The sequence below is a fragment of the Arthrobacter sp. BI5 genome, assembly GCF_056680065.1.
The window spans coordinates 1,651,272-1,668,535 of the sequence record NZ_CM155264.1; the positions used below are offsets into that span (position 1 = coordinate 1,651,272).

A 17,264-nucleotide genomic window follows, 5' to 3' on the forward strand; every position below is an offset into this window, starting at 1 on the left:
CAAGCAGCAAGGAAACATCGTGGCGCAGAACACCGGCAAGGCACGCATAGGCAAGACGCCGAGCGCCACGCGGCGGTTGCGGCTCGGGCTGGGGATCATGCTCTCGCTCCTGCTGGTGGTCGGCGGGAAGCTCTTCCTGGTCCAGGGGCTCGACGTCGGCGGCATGGCCGAGGCGGCACTGCAGAACCGGCTCAAGCCGATTGAGCTGCCCGCGGAGCGCGGCAGCATCCTTGACTCCCGGGGCACGGTCCTGGCCAGTAGCGTGATCCGCTACAACGTCGTGGTGGACCAGACCGTGAACACCAACACCGAATCCTTCCCGCGGCTTGAGAAGGTCGACGGCAAGGACACGGTCGTGAAGATCTCCCGGGACCAGGGCATCGAAGAGCTCGCCGCGGTGCTGGGCATGAAAAAGGAAGACCTCAAGGCGGCGCTGACCGGGACGTCGCGCTACTACATTGTGGCCAAGGACATCCGGCCAGACGTCGAGGACCGCATATCCAAGCTTCAGATCCCCGGCATCGTCACCGAGGGCACCAGCAAGCGGGTCTACCCCAACGGCTCCGTCGCTGGCGGCATCGTGGGCTTCCTCAAGGACGGCACCACCGGCCAAGCCGGCCTCGAACAAACCCAGGACGAGGTACTCCGGGGCACCGCGGGCAAGCGGCTCTTCGAAATCGGCGCCGACGGGCTGCGGATCCCGGTGGGCGTGGACCAGTTCACGCCGGCCGTGAACGGCAAGGACATCAAGCTCACCCTGAACTCGGACCTGCAGTACTTCGCCCAGCAGGCCATCCAGAGCCAGAAGGACAAACTCAGCGCCGAGTGGGGCATCATCGTCGTCGCCGACGCCAAGAACGGCAACATTATCGCCATGGCGGACACCGACGCGCCGGACCCCAATGACCCCGGCAAGGTTGCCGCCAAGGACCGCGGCGTCCGGGCGGTGACCGCCGCCTACGAGCCGGGCTCGGTGGAGAAGATGATCACCGCCGCGTCCGCAATCGAGGAGGGCACCGCGCGCCCGCTGGACAAATTCACCATTCCGCCGACGTACACCGTGGACGGCCAGACGTTCACTGACGCCTTCGAACACGGCACTGAGCAACGCACGCTGGCGGGCATCGTCGGCTATTCCATGAACACCGGCACGGTCATGGTGGGCCAGCGGCTCAGCAAGCAGAAGCGCCATGACTGGCTGCAGAAGTTCGGCATCGGCGAGGCGCCGGACATCGGCCTGCCCGCCGAGGCCAAGGGCATCTTGACGCCCGCCGACCAGTGGGACGGCCGCCAGCAGTACACCGTGCTGTTCGGCCAGGGCGTTGCCCAGTCGACCCTGCAAACGGTCCGCGCCTACCAGAGCATCGCCAACGGCGGCGTGATGCTCCAGCCGCGCCTGATCGACAGCTACATCAGCCCCGACGGTACCGAGGAGAAGGTCCCGGCCAAGCCCAGCCGGCAGGTCGTGTCCAAGGACACCGCCCGGCAGGTGCGCGACATCCTGGAAAGCGCAGTCACCGAGGGCGAAATCAAGGACGCCGCGATTGACGGGTACCGCGTGGGGGCCAAGACCGGCACCTCCGAGTCACCCTGCGATGACGGCAAGTCCGGTTTCTGCGGCTACACCGCCTCGATGGTGGGGATGGCGCCGATGGACGATCCGCGGTTTATTGTTGAAGTGGTCCTGCAACGGCCCAAGGGCAGCATCTACGGAATCACCAACGGGCCCGTCTTCCGTTCGGTGATGAGCCAGACGCTGCGCACGTACAACGTCGAGCCGTCCACCGGGAAGCCGGTCAGGCTGCCCCAGTACGCCAAGTAGCATCCAGCACCACGAGTCAGCAGCACCAACCAGTTCCACGCAGCACGGCCTGCGTGCGGAGCCTTTCTCCGCGCGCGGCGCCCGACGCCCCAGCACCGCAACGGAGATCCCCTTGTCAGAGCTCAATGCCCAGGACGCGGCAGCCGCGCCGTCCGGCCAGGAATCCACGTCGGCGTTCCGGCCCACGGCGGTCACCGCGGTGCCGCTCGAAACCATCGGTGAGTGGATCGGCGTCGTCGTTCCCGGAGCCTCCGCCGCCGTCCCGGTGACCGGTATCTCGCTGAACTCCCGGGCGGTCCTGCCGGGGGACCTGTACGTAGCGCTCCCCGGCGCCACCCGGCACGGCGCGGACTTCGTCTCCCAGGCGGTGGACGCCGGCGCCGTCGCGGTGTTGACCGACGACGCCGGGGCACGCCTGCTGGCGCTCTCCAACGACATCTCGGTGCCGGTGCTGCTGGCCGCAGAGCCACGCAGCCTGGTGGGGCGCCTCTCCGCACTGATCTACCGGAGCCGGCCGGAGAACGGTGCGTCGCCGGCCCTGTACGGGGTCACCGGGACCAACGGCAAGACCACCACCACCTACTTCATCAACTCCCTGCTGCAGGCGCTGGGCCAGAAAACCGGGCTGATCGGAACCATCGAGATTCTGGCCGGCGGCGAAGCGATCCCCAGCCTGCTCACCACCCCCGAGTCGACCGACGTGCACGCCCTGCTGGCGCTCATGCGCGAACGCGGCCTCGATGCGGCGTCGATGGAGGTGTCCTCGCACGCCATCTCCTTCCACCGGGTCGACGGCGTGGTCTTCGACGTCGCTGGTTTCACCAACCTGACGCAGGACCATCTGGACCTGCACGGGACCATGGACGAGTATTTCGAGACCAAAGCCCGGCTCTTCACGGCGCAGCGCGCCCGCGCCGCCGTCGTAACGATCGACGACGAATGGGGCCGGAAGCTCGCCGACGGCGCAGGCATCCCGGTCACCACGCTCTCCACGAATCCCGACGCGAACACCGGCGCAGGTGACGGCGACGCAGACGGTCCGGCAGCGGACTGGAGGGTCGTGGACCCGCAGCCGCGCGGACTCGGCACCGAGTTCGGCCTGCGGCACCGGGACGGCACCGAGATCCGCGTGCACACCGGCCTGCCCGGAAGCTTCAACGTCGCCAACGCCGCCCTGGCCACGGCCATGGTCCTGGCCGGAGGAGCCTCCCCGGCCCAGGTGCAGGCCGCCCTCGACAGCGCGGACCCCTTCACCGTGGCCGTCCCCGGCCGCATGCAGCTCGTGGCAACGGCCCCGGCCGCCGTGGTCGACTTCGCGCACAACCCGGACGCCCTCGCCCGCGCCCTGGAGGCCGTGCGCTCACCGCAGCCGGGCTCCAGGGTGATCATCGTCTTTGGCGCCACCGGCCAGCGCGACCAGGGCAAACGGCCCGCGATGGGGGCCATCGCCGCCCGGCTCGCGGACATTGTGATCGTCAGCGACGACGACCCGCACGACGAGGACGCGGCAGCCATCCGCGCCGACGTGCTGGCCGGAGCCCTCGACGCCAAGGCCCGCGAACACGGTGACTGCACCGTCCTGGAGGTATTCCCTCGCGACGCAGCCATCCGCAAAGCGGTGGAACTCGCCACCCCGGAGGACACCATCCTGGTCGCCGGCCGCGGCCACGAGGTCTGGCAGGAGGTAAAGGGCGTCAACCTGGCGCTCGATGACCGGGTGGAGCTGCGCTCCTCCTTGACAGCACGAGGATTCACCGTTCTCGATGACCAGCGGATAGAGTCCTAAACCGAGATGATTGCATTTACCGCGGCGGAGATCGCCGAAATAACCAACGGCCGGCTGGCCGCCGAACCGGGCATCACGCCCGGCTCTGTGGTGACCGACTCCCGCGAAGCCACGGCGGGTTCCCTCTATGTGGCCAAGCCGGGCGAAGCCGCCGACGGGCACGATTTCGTGGCCGCAGCGTTCGACCGCGGAGCTGTCCTGGCCCTCGTCCAGCGGGACGTCGCCGACGCCGACGGGCGCAACTACCCCGCCGTCGTCGTCGAAGACTCCGTGCTGGCCATGGGCGCCCTCGCCGCCGAGGCGGTCCGCCGGATCCGCGCCCGCCGCGCGGCCGGGGGAGCGGCATTCACTGTGATTGGTATCACCGGGTCCGCGGGCAAGACCACCACCAAGGACCTGCTGGCCGGAATCCTCGCCGAAGACGGCGAAACGGTCGCGCCGCAGGGCTCCTACAATGGCGAAGTCGGCGTCCCGCTGACCGTCTTCAAGGCCGGATTCGAGACCCGCTACCTCGTGATCGAGATGGGCGCCACCGGCATCGGCCACATCCGCTACCTCGCGGACATGGTCCGCCCGGAGATCGGCGTCGTGCTCGGCGTCGGCACCGCCCACGCCGGCGAATTCGGCGGGGTCGAGAACATCGCCCTGGCCAAGGGCGAACTGGTCGAAGCCCTGCCCGCCGACGGCACGGCCGTGCTGAACCTGGACGATGCCCGGGTGGCCGCCATGGCCGCCCGGACGTCCGCAACGGTGCTCGGCTTCTCCGCGCAGCCCGCGCGGGAGGGCCAGGGTGCCGCCGTCCAGGCCGAGGACGTCGAGTTGAACGCCGCGGGCAACCCGGAATTCGACCTCCTGCTTCCGGGCGACAGCGCCCGCCACCACGTCTCGGCCAAGCTGATCGGCGCCCACCACGTGGGCAACCTGCTGGCCGCGGCCGGCGCGGCTCACGCCGCGGGGATCCCCGGCGCGCAGATCGCCGCCTCGCTGAGCGCCCAGACAGCGGCAAGCCGCTGGCGGATGGAACGCACCGAGCGGCCCGACGGTGTGACCATCATCAACGACGCCTACAACGCCAACCCCGAGTCCATGCGAGCCGCCCTGCGCACGCTCGCGGACCTGGGCCGCGGCCGCCGGACCTGGGCCGTGCTCGGCGCCATGCTGGAACTCGGCGAAGACTCCATCCGCGAGCACACTGCCGTCGGCACCCAGGTGGTCCGGCTCAATATCTCCCGGCTGCTGGTGATCGGACGCCAGGCCCGCGCCCTCTACGTCTCCGCGGTCAATGAGGGCTCCTGGGGCGACGAATGCCTGTTCGCCGAAACCGTGGACGAGGCCTACGGGATTCTGCGTTCCGAGCTCGAGCCCGGTGACCTGGTCCTCTTCAAGTCCTCCAACAGCATCGGACTGCGCCACCTGGGGGATCGGATAGCATTACCCCCACTGGCGCCGGATGAGGCCGCCGGGGATCCCGCCGGGAACCCTGCTGAATCCACCGCGGGGACCACCGCCGAAGGGAGCACGCTGCCGTGATTGCACTGCTGATGGGCTCCGGCCTGGCCCTGCTGCTCTCCTTCCTGGGCACCCCGCTCTTTATCCGCTTCCTCGTCCACAAGAGCTACGGACAGTTCATCCGGGACGACGGACCCACCTCGCACCACACCAAGCGCGGCACCCCCACGATGGGCGGCACCGTCGTCGTGGTGGCGGTGCTGGTCAGCTACGGCATCACGCACCTCGTGATGTGGATGATGAACCCCCGCTCGCCGGGCCCGTCGGCCTCCGCCCTGCTGCTGCTCTTCCTGATGGTAGGAATGGGTCTTGTGGGGTTCCTGGACGACTTCATCAAGATTTCCGCGCAGCGCAGCCTGGGCCTGAACGCCAAGGCCAAGCTGATCCTGCAGGCCGCGGTCGGCATCATCTTCGCGATCCTCGCGCTGAACTTCCCGGACGAGAACAATGTCACGCCGGCGTCATACCAGATCTCCCTGGTCCGCGATATCCCGTGGCTGAACCTGGCGTTCGGCGGCACCGTGCTGGGCGCCATCCTGTTCGTGCTCTGGTCCAACCTGATCGTCACCGCCGCCACCAACGGGGTGAACCTCACCGACGGCCTCGACGGACTGGCCGCCGGCGCGTCCGTCATGGTGTTCGGTGCCTATACGATCATCGGGATTTGGCAGAGCAACCAGGCCTGCGGCTCTCCCCGCCAGGCCGGCGCCGGCTGCTACACCGTCCGCGATCCGCTCGACCTCGCCCTGCTCGCGGCCATCCTCAGCGCCGCGCTGGTCGGCTTCCTCTGGTGGAACACCTCCCCGGCGAAGATCTTTATGGGCGACACCGGGTCGCTGGCGATCGGCGGCGCCGTCGCCGGCTTCGCGATCCTGTCCCGCACCGAACTGCTGCTCGCCTTCATCGGCGGCCTCTTCGTGCTGATCACCCTCTCGGTGATCATCCAGGTCGGCTACTTCAAGATCACCAAGGGAAAGCGCTTCTTCAAGATGGCCCCGTTGCAGCACCACTTCGAACTCAAAGGCTGGGCGGAAGTCACCGTTGTGGTCCGGTTCTGGATCCTTTGCGGGCTCTTCGTCGCGGCCGGCCTGGGCATCTTCTACGCCGAATGGGTGGTGCTGCTGTGAGCGGCATTATTCCTGAACCGCTGTCCAGCTCGCCGCGGCTGGAGCACCTGACGAGCTGGGACTCGGACTGGGCCGGGCTCCGCGTGGTCGTCACCGGGATTGGTATTTCCGGCTTCGCCGCCGCGGACACCCTGATCGAACTCGGCGCCCGCGTGGTTGTGGTGGATGCCGCGGACAGCGCCAAGGCGCGCGCCCAGGCGGACACCCTCCGGATTGTCGGCGCCGCCGACGTGCTTCTCGGCGAGGACGCCGTGGATACGGTGCCCAGGGTCGACGGCGAAAAGCCCGAACTGATCGTCACCTCACCCGGCTGGCGGCCCGACCAGGCCCTGCTCGCCGCTGCCGCCCGGGCGCACATCCCGGTCTGGGGCGACGTCGAACTCGCCTGGCGGGTGCGCGAGCGCCAGGGCCGCAAGACCGCGGACTGGCTAACGATCACCGGCACCAACGGCAAGACCACCACCGTCGGCCTAACCGAATCGATGCTGCAGGCCGCGGGCCTGAAGGCGATCGCGGTCGGCAACGTGGGCACGCCGATCCTGGACGCCCTCCGCGACCCGGTGGACTATGACGTCTTCGCTGTTGAACTCTCCAGCTTCCAGCTGCACTGGAGCCACTCCGTGTCGCCGGTCGCGAGCGTCTGCCTCAACGTCGCCGAAGACCACGTGGACTGGCACGGCTCCTACGACTCCTACCTGGCGGACAAGGCCAAGGTCTACGAGCGCACGCAAAAGGCATGTGTTTACAACGCCGAGCAGATCGAAACCGAGCGGATGGTCGAAGACGCCGACGTGGTGGAGGGCTGCCGCGCGGTAGGCTTCACCACTCTCACGCCGGCGATCAGCATGCTCGGCGTCGTCGAAGGCCTGCTGGTGGACCGTGCGTTCATCCCGGAGCGCAAGGACAGCGCCGCCGAGCTGGCCGCGATGTCCGATCTGGGTCCGGTGGCGCCCCGGCACATGGTGGCCAACGCCCTGGCCGCGGCCGCCCTCGTCCGGGCCTACGGCGTCGAACCGTCGGCCGTCCGCCAGGGGCTGCAGAACTACCTGCCGGGGGACCACCGCATCCAGCCCGTCGCCCGGCACGAGGGTGTGCTCTGGATCAACGACTCCAAGGCCACCAACCCGCACGCAGCGGCGGCCTCGCTGTCCGCGTTCCAGGACGTGGTCTGGATCGCCGGAGGACTGTCCAAGGGTGTGAATTACGACTCACTGGTCCGGGACAACGCCGCCCGACTCAAGGCCGTGGTGCTGATCGGCGCGGACTCGTCGGACCTGCTGGCCTCGCTCCAGCGACACGCGCCGGATGTCCCCGTGATCGGCCAGGCCAAGGGCGAGACTGAAGACGTGCAGACTGCCGAACCGGCCCACGCCCACGCAGCCCCCTCACCGATCTTCGGTGAGACTGTGATGGCACGGGCCGTAGCATCGGCGGCGCAGCTGGCCGCCCCGGGGGACACTGTGCTGCTGGCCCCGGCAGCTGCATCCATGGATCAGTTCTCTTCCTATGCTCACCGTGGCGACGCCTTCATCGAAGCTGTCCGCGAGCTCGTGGAAGGGCAGGCTCAGACCACCGAGGAGTAGCAATGGTCAGCACGCCCACCCGTCCCGCCGCGGCACGGACGGCCTCCACCGCAGGTGGAAAACCAGCCGGGCAACCAGCCGGGAAAGCAGGCAGCACCGCCGCCGGCGCGGCGGCCGATGCGGGGCCCCGTCCCACGCCCGTTGCCAGGGTCCGCGGCTGGTACCGCGGCTTCTGGGCGGCACTGGAAGGCACCGGCAAGTCTCGTAACGGCTCCACCTATTACCTCATCCTGGGCTCCACCCTCGCCTTGACCGCGATCGGCATCCTGATGGTGCTGTCCGCATCGAGCGTGGAGGCGATCGCGGCGGGGGAGTCGGCCTACACCGCAGCCGGCAAGCAGAGCCTCTTCGCCGCGATCGGCCTGTTCTGCATGTTCGTGCTCTCCCGCGTCAACGTCGTCTGGCTCAAACGCGGCGCCTGGGCCGCCATCCTGGCCGCCTTCGTCTTGCTGGTCCTGGTGCTCCTGGTGGGCCGCAGCGCGCTCGGCAACCAGAACTGGATCGACGTCGGACCCTTCACCTTCCAGCCTTCCGAGGCGGCCAAGCTGGCCCTCGCCCTCTGGATGGCGACGGTGCTGAATGCCAAGGCCAAGCTCCTGCACCAGGCCAAACACGCCTTGATCCCGGTGGTGCTCCCGGGAGCGGCCGGGGTCATCGGCCTGATCCTGATGGGGAACGACCTTGGCACGGCGATGATCGTCATGCTGATCACAGCCGCCGCGCTCTACTTCGCCGGGGTGCGGCTCTACCTGTTCGGCATCGCCGGAGTGGTCCTGGCCGTCGGCACCGCGGTGCTCGCCATCACCAGCCCCAACCGGGTCTGCCGCATCCTGTCCTGGACCGGCCAGACCTGCGCGGACGGCTCGGACGTGAACTACCAGTCCACCAACGGTCTCTACGCCCTGGCCTCCGGCGGCTGGTTCGGCGTGGGACTGGGCCAGAGCCGGCAAAAATACAGCTGGATCCCGGAAGCCCACAACGACTTCATTTTCGCCATCATCGGCGAGGAACTCGGCCTGATCGGCACCATCGTGGTCCTGATCCTGTTCGCGATCCTGGGCACGGCCATCTACCGCGTTGTGGTGGCGCAGCAGGGCCTGTTCCACCGGGTCCTCGCCGGCGCCATCATGGTGTGGCTGCTCGGCCAGGCCTCCGTCAACATGGCCGTCGTCACCGGCCTGCTCCCCGTGGTCGGCATCCCGCTGCCGTTCATTTCCTACGGCGGCTCGGCCTTGCTCATGTCGCTCTGTGCCATCGGCGTAGTGTTGTCCCTGGCCCGGGCCCAAATGGAACCGGACATGCAGCCGAAGGGAATGTTCAAGTTCGGGCCCGCCGGCTTCGCCAAAGTACTCCGCAAGCAGGCGGCCGCGCGGCGGGACGCCAAGCGTCCGGCCGGTACCCGCACCCAAGCCCCGAACGCCACCGCGCCCAAAGCCCAGACAACCAAAGCCCCGACAACCAAGACCCAGTCAACCAAGGCCCCGGGCGCTGCGGCCCGGCCCCCGGTCGGCAGCACTGCCGTCCGGCGGCCCGGCACCCGGACGCCCGCTCCCAAGAACCCCGCACGAAAGCGTACCTAGCCCCCATGAAGACCGAGTCGCCCCTGTCCGTCGTCCTTGCCGGCGGTGGCACCGCCGGGCACATCAGCCCGCTGCTTTCCATCGCCAACGCCCTGCGTGAGGTCAACCCCGGCGCCCAGCTTCTCGCCGTCGGCACCCCGGGGGGGATGGAGGCCCGGCTGGTGCCCGCCGCCGGGCTGGAACTGGCCACGGTCAGCCGGGTCCCGTTTCCGCGCAAGCCGTCAATGGAGCTGGTGCGGCTCCCGGGCAAGCTCGCCGCCGCCGTCCGGCAGGCCGGATCCATCCTCGACGACGCCCGGGCTGACGTGCTCGTCGGCGTCGGCGGCTACGTCTGCACCCCGCTGTACCTTGCCGCGTGGCGCCGCAAGATTCCGATCGTCGTGCACGAGGCCAACACCCGGCCCGGGCTCGCCAACCGCGTCGGAGCCCGGCTGAGCCGCCACGTGGCCGTCGCGTTCGCTGAGACCAGGCTGCGCGGGGCACGGCACGTCGGCATGCCGATGCGCCGCGAGATCTCCGGCCTGGACCGGGCCGCTGCCCGGTCCGCCGCGCGCACCGCGCTCGGCCTGGACCAGGACAAACCAACCCTGATCGTCACCGGCGGCTCCTCCGGGGCACAGAGCATCAACCGCGCCATCGCCGCCTCAGTCGACGCCCTGGCCGACGCCGGCATCCAGACGCTGCACATCACCGGGCGCGGCAAGACCGTCCACGACGCCCAGGGCAAACCGCTGGCAGCGCCCGGCTACCGCCAGGTTGAGTACGTGGACGGGATGGAACTGGCCTACGCCGCCGGCGACCTGCTGCTGGCCCGCTCCGGCGCCGCGACCGTCTGCGAGGTCGCCGCCGTCGGCGTTCCGGCCGTCTTCGTCCCGCTCCCGATCGGCAACGGTGAACAGGCGCTCAACGCCGCCGGCCTGGTCAACGCCGGCGCCGCCCTCCTGGTTGAGGACAGCGCCTTCGACGCTGCCTGGATCAGCGGGCACATCACCGCGTTGCTGGGCGACCGCCCGCGGCTGGAGGCGATGGCCGCGGCCGCCGAGCAGCTCGGCATCCGGGACGCGGACCGGCGGATGGCCGCCCTCGTCCTGGAAGCCGCGCAGTCCACGCCCCGCCGCACCGCCGGGCAGTCATGACCAGACAGTTATGACCAGGCAACCACGACCAGGACGGCAAAATCCCGGGCAACGACCCGGCAGCGACATTCAACGGCAGCGACAGTGAACAGCAGGCAGGAAGCGGTAAAGCAATGACCCAGGCCCAGAACGGCACACCGCCGGCGGCCCGCACCCAGGACTCCCTGGGCCGCGTGCACTTCATCGGCATCGGCGGGGTGGGGATGTCCGCCGTGGCCCGCATCATGGTGGCCCGCGGCATAACGGTGAGCGGTTCGGACGCCAAGGACCTGCCGGTCATGGCCGAGCTCGCCGCGGCCGGCGCACGGATCGCGGTCGGCTACGACGCGGCGAACCTGGGCGACGCCCAGACCGTCGTCGCCGGCTCAGCCATCCGCCCGGACAACCCCGAGCTGGCCGCGGCGCGCTCCGCCGGGCTGCCGGTGCTGCACCGCTCCGAGGCCCTGGCCGCAACCATGGCGCAGGACACGGCCGTCACGGTCGCGGGGACGCACGGCAAGTCCACCACGACGTCGATGATCACGGTGCTCCTGCAGGGCGCCGGCCTGGACCCGTCCTTCGCCATCGGCGCCAACGTCCCCGCCCTGGGCGTCAATGCGGCCTCCGGAGCATCCCCGGTCTTCATCGCTGAAGCCGATGAATCGGACGGCTCCTTCCTGAACTACCGGCCGCAGATCGCGGTCGTCACCAACGTCGAGCCGGACCACCTGGACTTCTACGGCACGGCCGAGGCGGTCTACGCCTCCTTCGACCGCTTCACCGAACTCCTCCCGGCGGACGGCTTGCTGGTCGCCTGCGCCGACGACGACGGCGCCCGCGCCCTGGCGCTGCGCACCCGGGGCCGCGGCAACACCCGGGTGGTCCTGTACGGCACGGCGGCGGACGCCGATGTGGTGCTGCATGACGGCGGCCCGGGCGACGTCTGGATCTCCACCGCGGCGGGGAAATTCGCCGTGGAACTCCAGGTCCCGGGCCGGCACAACGCCCTGAATGCCGCCGCGGCGTTTGCGGTGGCTCTGGAGCTGGGCGTTGCCCCTGAAACGGCCGCCGGTGCGCTGGCCAACTTCTCCGGCGCCTCGCGCCGCTTTGAATTCAAGGGCGCCGGCCGTGGTGTGCGGGTCTACGACGACTACGCCCACCACCCCACCGAGGTGCGGGCGGCCCTCGCCGCGGCCCGCTCGGTGGCCGGCGATCACCGGGTCCACGTGCTGTTCCAGCCGCACCTGTTTTCCCGCACCCGGGAATTCGCACACGAGTTCGCCGACGCCTTGAACGCCGCGGACACCGCCCTGTTGCTCGACATCTACCCGGCCCGCGAGGATCCCATTCCCGGTGTCACCAGCCAGCTCATCGCCGACCACCTCGGCCCCGGCGGACGGCTGGTCGGTCCCGGCGAGGAGGCCGTCCGGGCCGTGCTCAAGGCCGCCGCGCCGGGGGACATTGTGCTCACAGCCGGCGCGGGCGACGTGACCGCCTACGGCCCGCGCATCGTCGACGCACTGACCCTCGGGGCGCCGGATGCCTAGCACGCGCCGGCCCGCCTACCCGTCCGGGCCGCGCGGCTCCGCTTCCGGCCGGCCGGCAGCAGGGCAGGAGGACGTCATCTCGGCGTCCAAGGCAGACCCGGCAGCGGGGGATCCGTTAGCCCCCAAGCCGTCCGGCCCGGCACCCTCAGTCGTCAATCCGGCCGGGGCCGGGGGAACAGAGACGCAACGCGGCAACGTGCTCGCCTTCCCGGAACCGAAGGCGAAGCGGCGCCGCCGGATCATCCTCAGCACGGTCGCGGCGATCGCAGTGCTGGCCGCGGCGATCGTGGCGGCGGCCATCTACTCGCCGTGGCTGGCCGTCCAGACGGTTACCGTGCAGGGCACCCGGATGCTCACCGCGGATCAGGTCAAGGCGGCCCTGGCGCCGCTGCAGGGCAAGCCCCTGCCGCAGATCAGCGATGACGAGGTGGGCCGGCTGTTGCGGCCGCTGGTCCAGGTCAAGGCGGTCACCACGCAGGCCCGGCCGCCCTCGACGCTGCAGGTGCGGATCACCGAGCGCGTGCCCGTGGCGCTGGTCAAGCAGGGAGCGCTCTACCAGCTGGTGGACGTCGACGGCGTCCAGCTGGGCACAACGAAGGATCCCGCATCGATCAAACTTCCGGTGATCGACGGCGGCCGGGGCGCGCTGCCCAAGGACCTGTTCCACGCCGTCACCGCGGTGCTCGGTGCGCTCCCGCCGGATGTCCTGGCCCGGCTTTCCGATGCCTCGGCCAAGTCCGCGGACGCCGTCGAACTCAAGCTGGTGGACGGCAGGACGATCATCTGGGGCAACGCGGGGGACAAGGAACTCAAAGCCAGGGTGCTCTCGGCCCTGCTGAAAGCCCCGGTTGATCCGAAAAATCCGGTCGCGGTCTACGACGTGAGCGTGCCGCGCCATCCGGTCACCCGATAGCTCTCCGTCACTTACCCCGGCCCGCGGCCGGGGTATAGACACAATGGCGCCGCCGCGGGGACGCGGCGGCGCCCATCAGCGGCAAAAATGCAGAAACAGAGGGCATTTTCCCGGTATTCCCGCGACACGCGGAGCCGGTTATTGAATGTCCTCTGCATAGGAAATAGCGTCACAGACATGAGTTACTTGACATAACTATAACCTTCAACTGGAAGGTTAAGGTTCAAAGCTTCAAGCTCGACTCCATCAGTTTTCGCAATAGAACACGAACAAGGGACACGTAACGTGGCAGCTCCGCAGAATTACTTGGCCGTCATCAAGGTCGTCGGCATCGGCGGCGGTGGCGTGAACGCAGTCAACCGCATGATCGAGGTGGGTCTTCGCGGCGTCGAATTCATCGCCATCAATACGGACGCCCAGGCGCTGTTGATGTCCGATGCGGACGTCAAGCTCGACGTCGGACGTGAGCTGACCCGCGGCCTGGGAGCCGGTGCGAATCCTGAGGTCGGCCGGCAGGCAGCCGAGGACCACGCCGACGAGATCGAAGAGGTCATCCGTGGCGCAGACATGGTCTTCGTCACCGCCGGCGAAGGCGGCGGCACCGGCACCGGCGGCGCGCCCGTTGTGGCCCGCATTGCCCGCTCGCTGGGTGCGCTGACCATCGGCGTGGTCACCCGCCCGTTCACCTTCGAGGGACGCCGCCGCGCCGGCTCCGCCGAAGCCGGCATCGACGCCCTGCGCGACGAGGTCGACACCCTGATCGTGATCCCGAACGACCGGCTGCTGTCCATCAGCGACCGCAACGTCTCCGTGCTGGACGCGTTCCGCTCCGCCGACCAGGTGCTGCTGTCCGGTGTCCAGGGCATCACCGACCTGATCACCACGCCGGGCCTGATCAACCTCGACTTCGCGGACGTCAAGTCCGTGATGCAGGGCGCCGGCTCGGCGCTGATGGGTATCGGCTCGGCCCGCGGTGAAGACCGCGCCGTCAAGGCTGCGGAGCTGGCCATCGCCTCACCGCTGCTGGAAGCCTCCATCGACGGCGCCCATGGCGTCCTGCTTTCCATCCAGGGCGGCTCGGACCTCGGACTCTTCGAAATCAACGAGGCCGCCCGCCTGGTGCAGGAAGTGGCGCACCCCGAAGCCAACATCATCTTCGGTGCCGTGATTGACGACGCGCTCGGGGATGAAGCCCGCGTAACGGTGATCGCTGCCGGGTTCGACGACGTCAAGGCCACTTCGCCCTCGATGGACCAGTCCCAGCCGGTCCCGGCCCGTCCCGCAGCGCCCGCACCTGCTCCGGCCCAGGCTCCCGCCTCGGCGCCGGTCCAGCCGCTGCACGCCGGCGTCGGCGCGTCCGGGCTGAGCAACTGGGGCCAGCAGCGCCCCTCGGCCGTGCCGGCCGACTCGGGCTTTGACGTGGACCTTCCGTCCGTCGTCGAGCCGGATCTCTCCGGCCGCCACTCGGATGACCTCGACGTGCCGGACTTCCTGAAGTAAGCCGTCGCTTTCACACACCGCCAAAGCACCATGGCACTGCCCTGACGGCAGTGCCATGGTGCTTTGGCGGGGTTACGGTAGTCCAGATGTGTTTTTTATTGTTTGCGGTTCCGGAAGTGGCGGTGTGCTGAGTGTTTTCCTGGCGAGCTGAGGTGCGGCCCGGCATCTGGGTGGCGTTCACCAACGTAGCGGCGGGCAACCTGGCGCTCCATGTCGGCGACGACCCGGCGCAGGTGCACCGCCGCCGGGAACTGCTCGAACAAGCCGCCGGGCTCAGCCCCCGCCGCTTCCAGTTCATGAACCAGGTGCACGGCAAGGAAGTAGCAGTCGTTGGCGGAGGCGCCCCGGCCGGGGAGCCTGGCACGCCGGCTGCGGATGCTCCTACCGCCGACGCCCCCACCGCCGACGCCATGGTGTCCGCCGGCGGCCCGCTGGCGGTTATGGTGGCGGACTGCGTGCCGATCGTCCTGCTGGGGGAGCGCGCGGCGGGCAGTGACGCGCCGCCCGTGTTCGGCGTCGTCCACGCCGGCCGTCCGGGCCTGGCCGCCGGGGTGGTCCCCGCCGCGGTGGCGCAGCTGCGTGAGCACGGCGCCACCGGAATCAGCGCGTGGATCGGCCCGTCCATCTGCGGGCAGTGCTACGAGGTGCCGGACAGCATGCGCGCGGAGGTTGCAGAGTCCGTTCCAGCGGCCTGGTGCACCACGGCCCAGGGCACGCCCGGACTGGATCTGCCGGCCGGTGTCCGCCGCCAGCTTGCGGCGGAGGGCGTCGCCGTCGAGTACTCCGGCGGTTGCACCCGGGAAGACGCAGGGCTGTACTCATACCGGCGTGACGGGCGCACCGGCCGGTTCGCGGGCCTGGTCTGGACCGCCACGCCCGCCGCCACGCCCACCGGGGCCCTCACGTGACGGTGCCGGCAGCGGACGCTGCTCCGGCGGACCCAAGATTGGCCCAGCTGCGCGAACGCCTTGACGTGGTCCGGCAGCGGATCGACGACGCCGTGGCCGCCGCCGGGCGCCAGTCCACCCCGGAGCTGATCGTGGTCACCAAATTCCACCCGGCCGAGGACGTCGCGCGGCTGGCCTCACTCGGCGTCACCGATGTCGGCGAAAACCGGGACCAGGAAGCGTCCGGGAAAGCCGCAGCGCTGCAGGAGCTGGACCTGCGCTGGCATTTCATCGGCCAACTGCAAAGCAACAAAGCCAAATCCGTCGTCAAATACGCCCACGCGGTGCACTCCGTGGACCGGCCCCAGCTGGTCGCTGCCCTGGCCAAGGCGCTCCGCGCGGAGCAGGAACGCACCGGCCGCGGAGACCTCGACTGCTTCATCCAGGTCAGCCTGGACGACGACGCCGACGGCCACCGCGGCGGCGCCCTGCCGGCGGACGTCCCGGAGCTGGCCGCGCAGCTCGCGGCCGCCGCCGGACTCCGGCTGGCGGGCGTGATGGCCGTGGCGCCCCTTGGCGCAGCACCGGAGGCGGCGTTCCAAAAACTGGCGGAGATCTCCGCCCGGCTCCGCGCCGAGCACCCGCAGGCCACCGGCATTTCCGCCGGAATGAGCCAGGACCTGGAAGCGGCCATCCGGTTCGGGGCGACACACCTTCGAATTGGCTCCGATATTCTCGGTCCGCGCCCGGCGTTGCGGTAGGTTCAACGTATTGGAAGGTAATGGCGGGGATTCCAATGCAGTGAATTCAAGCAGTGACTCCAACACGGTCACGTCACTGAGCGGCCCGCAAACGGACACGATTAGGAGTCGACCATGGCTGGCGCTCTGCGCAAGACAATGATCTATCTTGGGCTCGCTGACGGCGACGAACACTACGAGTCCGAGCATCACACCCCGCACAAGGATGAGGACGAATCCATGGAGCACGACCGCGAGGAGCGCCGTGCGCCGGCGCCCGTCCGCGAAGTCCCCAGGGAAGAGCCCTACGCCGCTGAAGAGGAATACCGCGCACCCGTGACACCCATCAAGCGAGCGGCCGCGAGCCGCGAAGAGACCACAGGCCTGCGGCAGATCACGACGATCCACCCGCGGTCCTACAACGATGCCAAGCTCATCGGTGAAAGCTTCCGTGACGGCATCCCCGTCATCATGAACGTCACCGACATGGGCGAAGCGGACGCCAAGCGCCTGGTCGACTTCTCCGCCGGCCTGGTGTTCGGCCTGCGCGGCAGCATCGAACGGGTGACCAACAAGGTGTTCCTGCTCTCGCCGTCGTATGTCGAAGTGATCGGCGACGACAAGAAGGTCAGCGAGACGCAGGCCAGCTTCTTCAACCAGAGCTAGTCCAGGATTCCGTCCGGATGCCAGGCAGGAATACCTGCCTGGCATCCGTGCTGCGCGATCCGTGTTGGAATAGACGTGTCGGAATACATGCGACCACCTGCCAGGCTACTGCGGTATCCGGAATGATCATGGAGATATGAGTTAACTCATGGGAATTGTTTTCGGACTTGTCTATATCGCCCTGCTGCTCTTTTTTGTCGCCCTGATCATCCGCCTGATCTTCGACTGGGTGCAGATGTTCGCGCGCAGCTGGCGTCCCCACGGCGTGGCGCTCGTCACCGCGCACGCTGTGTACTCCGTCACAGACAAGCCCCTCAAGCTGCTCGGCCGGGTCCTTCCGCCGCTGCGGCTCGGCGGAATTTCGCTGGACCTCGCGTTCCTGGTGCTGTTCATCGCCGTCTCGGTGGCCATGAGCGTTGCCCGGTACTTCACCTACGCGCAGCCGATCGCCGCATAACCTGAGCGGCCGGACCAGTCCGCCGCCAAAAA

General features: G+C 69.0%; 14 protein-coding genes. All 14 read left to right on the forward strand.

Features of this window, described 5'->3' with window-relative positions:
• The first annotated feature begins 19 nt into the window (after positions 1 to 19).
• The 14 genes from AC1MED_RS07495 to AC1MED_RS07560 all read left to right on the forward strand — a co-directional run bounded on the left by AC1MED_RS07495 (position 20) and on the right by AC1MED_RS07560 (position 17,232).
• Positions 20 to 1,822: a peptidoglycan D,D-transpeptidase FtsI family protein gene (locus AC1MED_RS07495; RefSeq protein WP_479786248.1), complete on the forward strand. Its 1,803-nt coding sequence runs from the start codon at positions 20 to 22 to the stop codon at positions 1,820 to 1,822.
• A 112-nt stretch (positions 1,823 to 1,934) separates the two neighbouring features.
• Positions 1,935 to 3,608 (forward strand): UDP-N-acetylmuramoyl-L-alanyl-D-glutamate--2,6-diaminopimelate ligase, encoded by a 1,674-nt coding sequence (locus AC1MED_RS07500; protein ID WP_479786249.1) that lies wholly within the window; start codon positions 1,935 to 1,937, stop codon positions 3,606 to 3,608.
• A 6-nt stretch (positions 3,609 to 3,614) separates the two neighbouring features.
• Positions 3,615 to 5,138: a UDP-N-acetylmuramoyl-tripeptide--D-alanyl-D-alanine ligase gene (locus AC1MED_RS07505; RefSeq protein WP_479786250.1), complete on the forward strand. Its 1,524-nt coding sequence runs from the start codon at positions 3,615 to 3,617 to the stop codon at positions 5,136 to 5,138.
• Positions 5,135 to 6,244, forward strand: a complete 1,110-nt coding sequence (mraY, locus tag AC1MED_RS07510) for a phospho-N-acetylmuramoyl-pentapeptide-transferase (protein WP_479786251.1) — start codon at positions 5,135 to 5,137, stop codon at positions 6,242 to 6,244. The genes AC1MED_RS07505 and mraY overlap by 4 nt, the downstream gene beginning before the upstream one ends.
• Positions 6,226 to 7,827 (forward strand): UDP-N-acetylmuramoyl-L-alanine--D-glutamate ligase, encoded by a 1,602-nt coding sequence (murD, locus tag AC1MED_RS07515; protein WP_479786252.1) that lies wholly within the window; start codon positions 6,226 to 6,228, stop codon positions 7,825 to 7,827. The genes mraY and murD overlap by 19 nt, the downstream gene beginning before the upstream one ends.
• A gap of 2 nt (positions 7,828 to 7,829) precedes the next feature.
• Positions 7,830 to 9,407, forward strand: a complete 1,578-nt coding sequence (ftsW, locus tag AC1MED_RS07520; RefSeq protein ID WP_479786253.1) for a putative lipid II flippase FtsW — start codon at positions 7,830 to 7,832, stop codon at positions 9,405 to 9,407.
• A 5-nt stretch (positions 9,408 to 9,412) separates the two neighbouring features.
• Positions 9,413 to 10,543 carry an undecaprenyldiphospho-muramoylpentapeptide beta-N-acetylglucosaminyltransferase gene (murG, locus tag AC1MED_RS07525; RefSeq protein ID WP_479786254.1) on the forward strand — a complete coding sequence of 377 codons (1,131 nt, stop codon included), beginning with the start codon at positions 9,413 to 9,415 and terminating at the stop codon, positions 10,541 to 10,543.
• A gap of 113 nt (positions 10,544 to 10,656) precedes the next feature.
• Positions 10,657 to 12,069, forward strand: coding sequence for a UDP-N-acetylmuramate--L-alanine ligase (gene murC / locus AC1MED_RS07530; RefSeq protein WP_479786255.1), 1,413 nt, complete (start codon positions 10,657 to 10,659; stop codon positions 12,067 to 12,069).
• Positions 12,062 to 12,982 carry a cell division protein FtsQ/DivIB gene (locus tag AC1MED_RS07535; protein WP_479786256.1) on the forward strand — a complete coding sequence of 307 codons (921 nt, stop codon included), beginning with the start codon at positions 12,062 to 12,064 and terminating at the stop codon, positions 12,980 to 12,982. Before murC ends, AC1MED_RS07535 begins: the two co-directional genes overlap by 8 nt.
• Positions 12,983 to 13,267: 285 nt before the next feature.
• Complete coding sequence (ftsZ, locus tag AC1MED_RS07540) at positions 13,268 to 14,482, forward strand: cell division protein FtsZ (RefSeq protein WP_346959061.1); 1,215 nt, start codon at positions 13,268 to 13,270, stop codon at positions 14,480 to 14,482.
• 131 nt (positions 14,483 to 14,613) lie between these two features.
• Positions 14,614 to 15,390: a purine nucleoside phosphorylase YfiH/LACC1 family protein gene (locus tag AC1MED_RS07545; protein ID WP_479786257.1), complete on the forward strand. Its 777-nt coding sequence runs from the start codon at positions 14,614 to 14,616 to the stop codon at positions 15,388 to 15,390.
• 38 nt (positions 15,391 to 15,428) lie between these two features.
• Complete coding sequence (locus AC1MED_RS07550) at positions 15,429 to 16,130, forward strand: YggS family pyridoxal phosphate-dependent enzyme (RefSeq protein ID WP_479786258.1); 702 nt, start codon at positions 15,429 to 15,431, stop codon at positions 16,128 to 16,130.
• Positions 16,131 to 16,244: 114 nt separating this feature from the next.
• On the forward strand, positions 16,245 to 16,775 hold the full coding sequence (locus AC1MED_RS07555) for a cell division protein SepF (RefSeq protein ID WP_479786259.1): 531 nt from the start codon (positions 16,245 to 16,247) through the stop codon (positions 16,773 to 16,775).
• A gap of 148 nt (positions 16,776 to 16,923) precedes the next feature.
• Positions 16,924 to 17,232 carry a YggT family protein gene (locus tag AC1MED_RS07560; protein WP_346959057.1) on the forward strand — a complete coding sequence of 103 codons (309 nt, stop codon included), beginning with the start codon at positions 16,924 to 16,926 and terminating at the stop codon, positions 17,230 to 17,232.
• Positions 17,233 to 17,264: the final 32 nt, after the last annotated feature.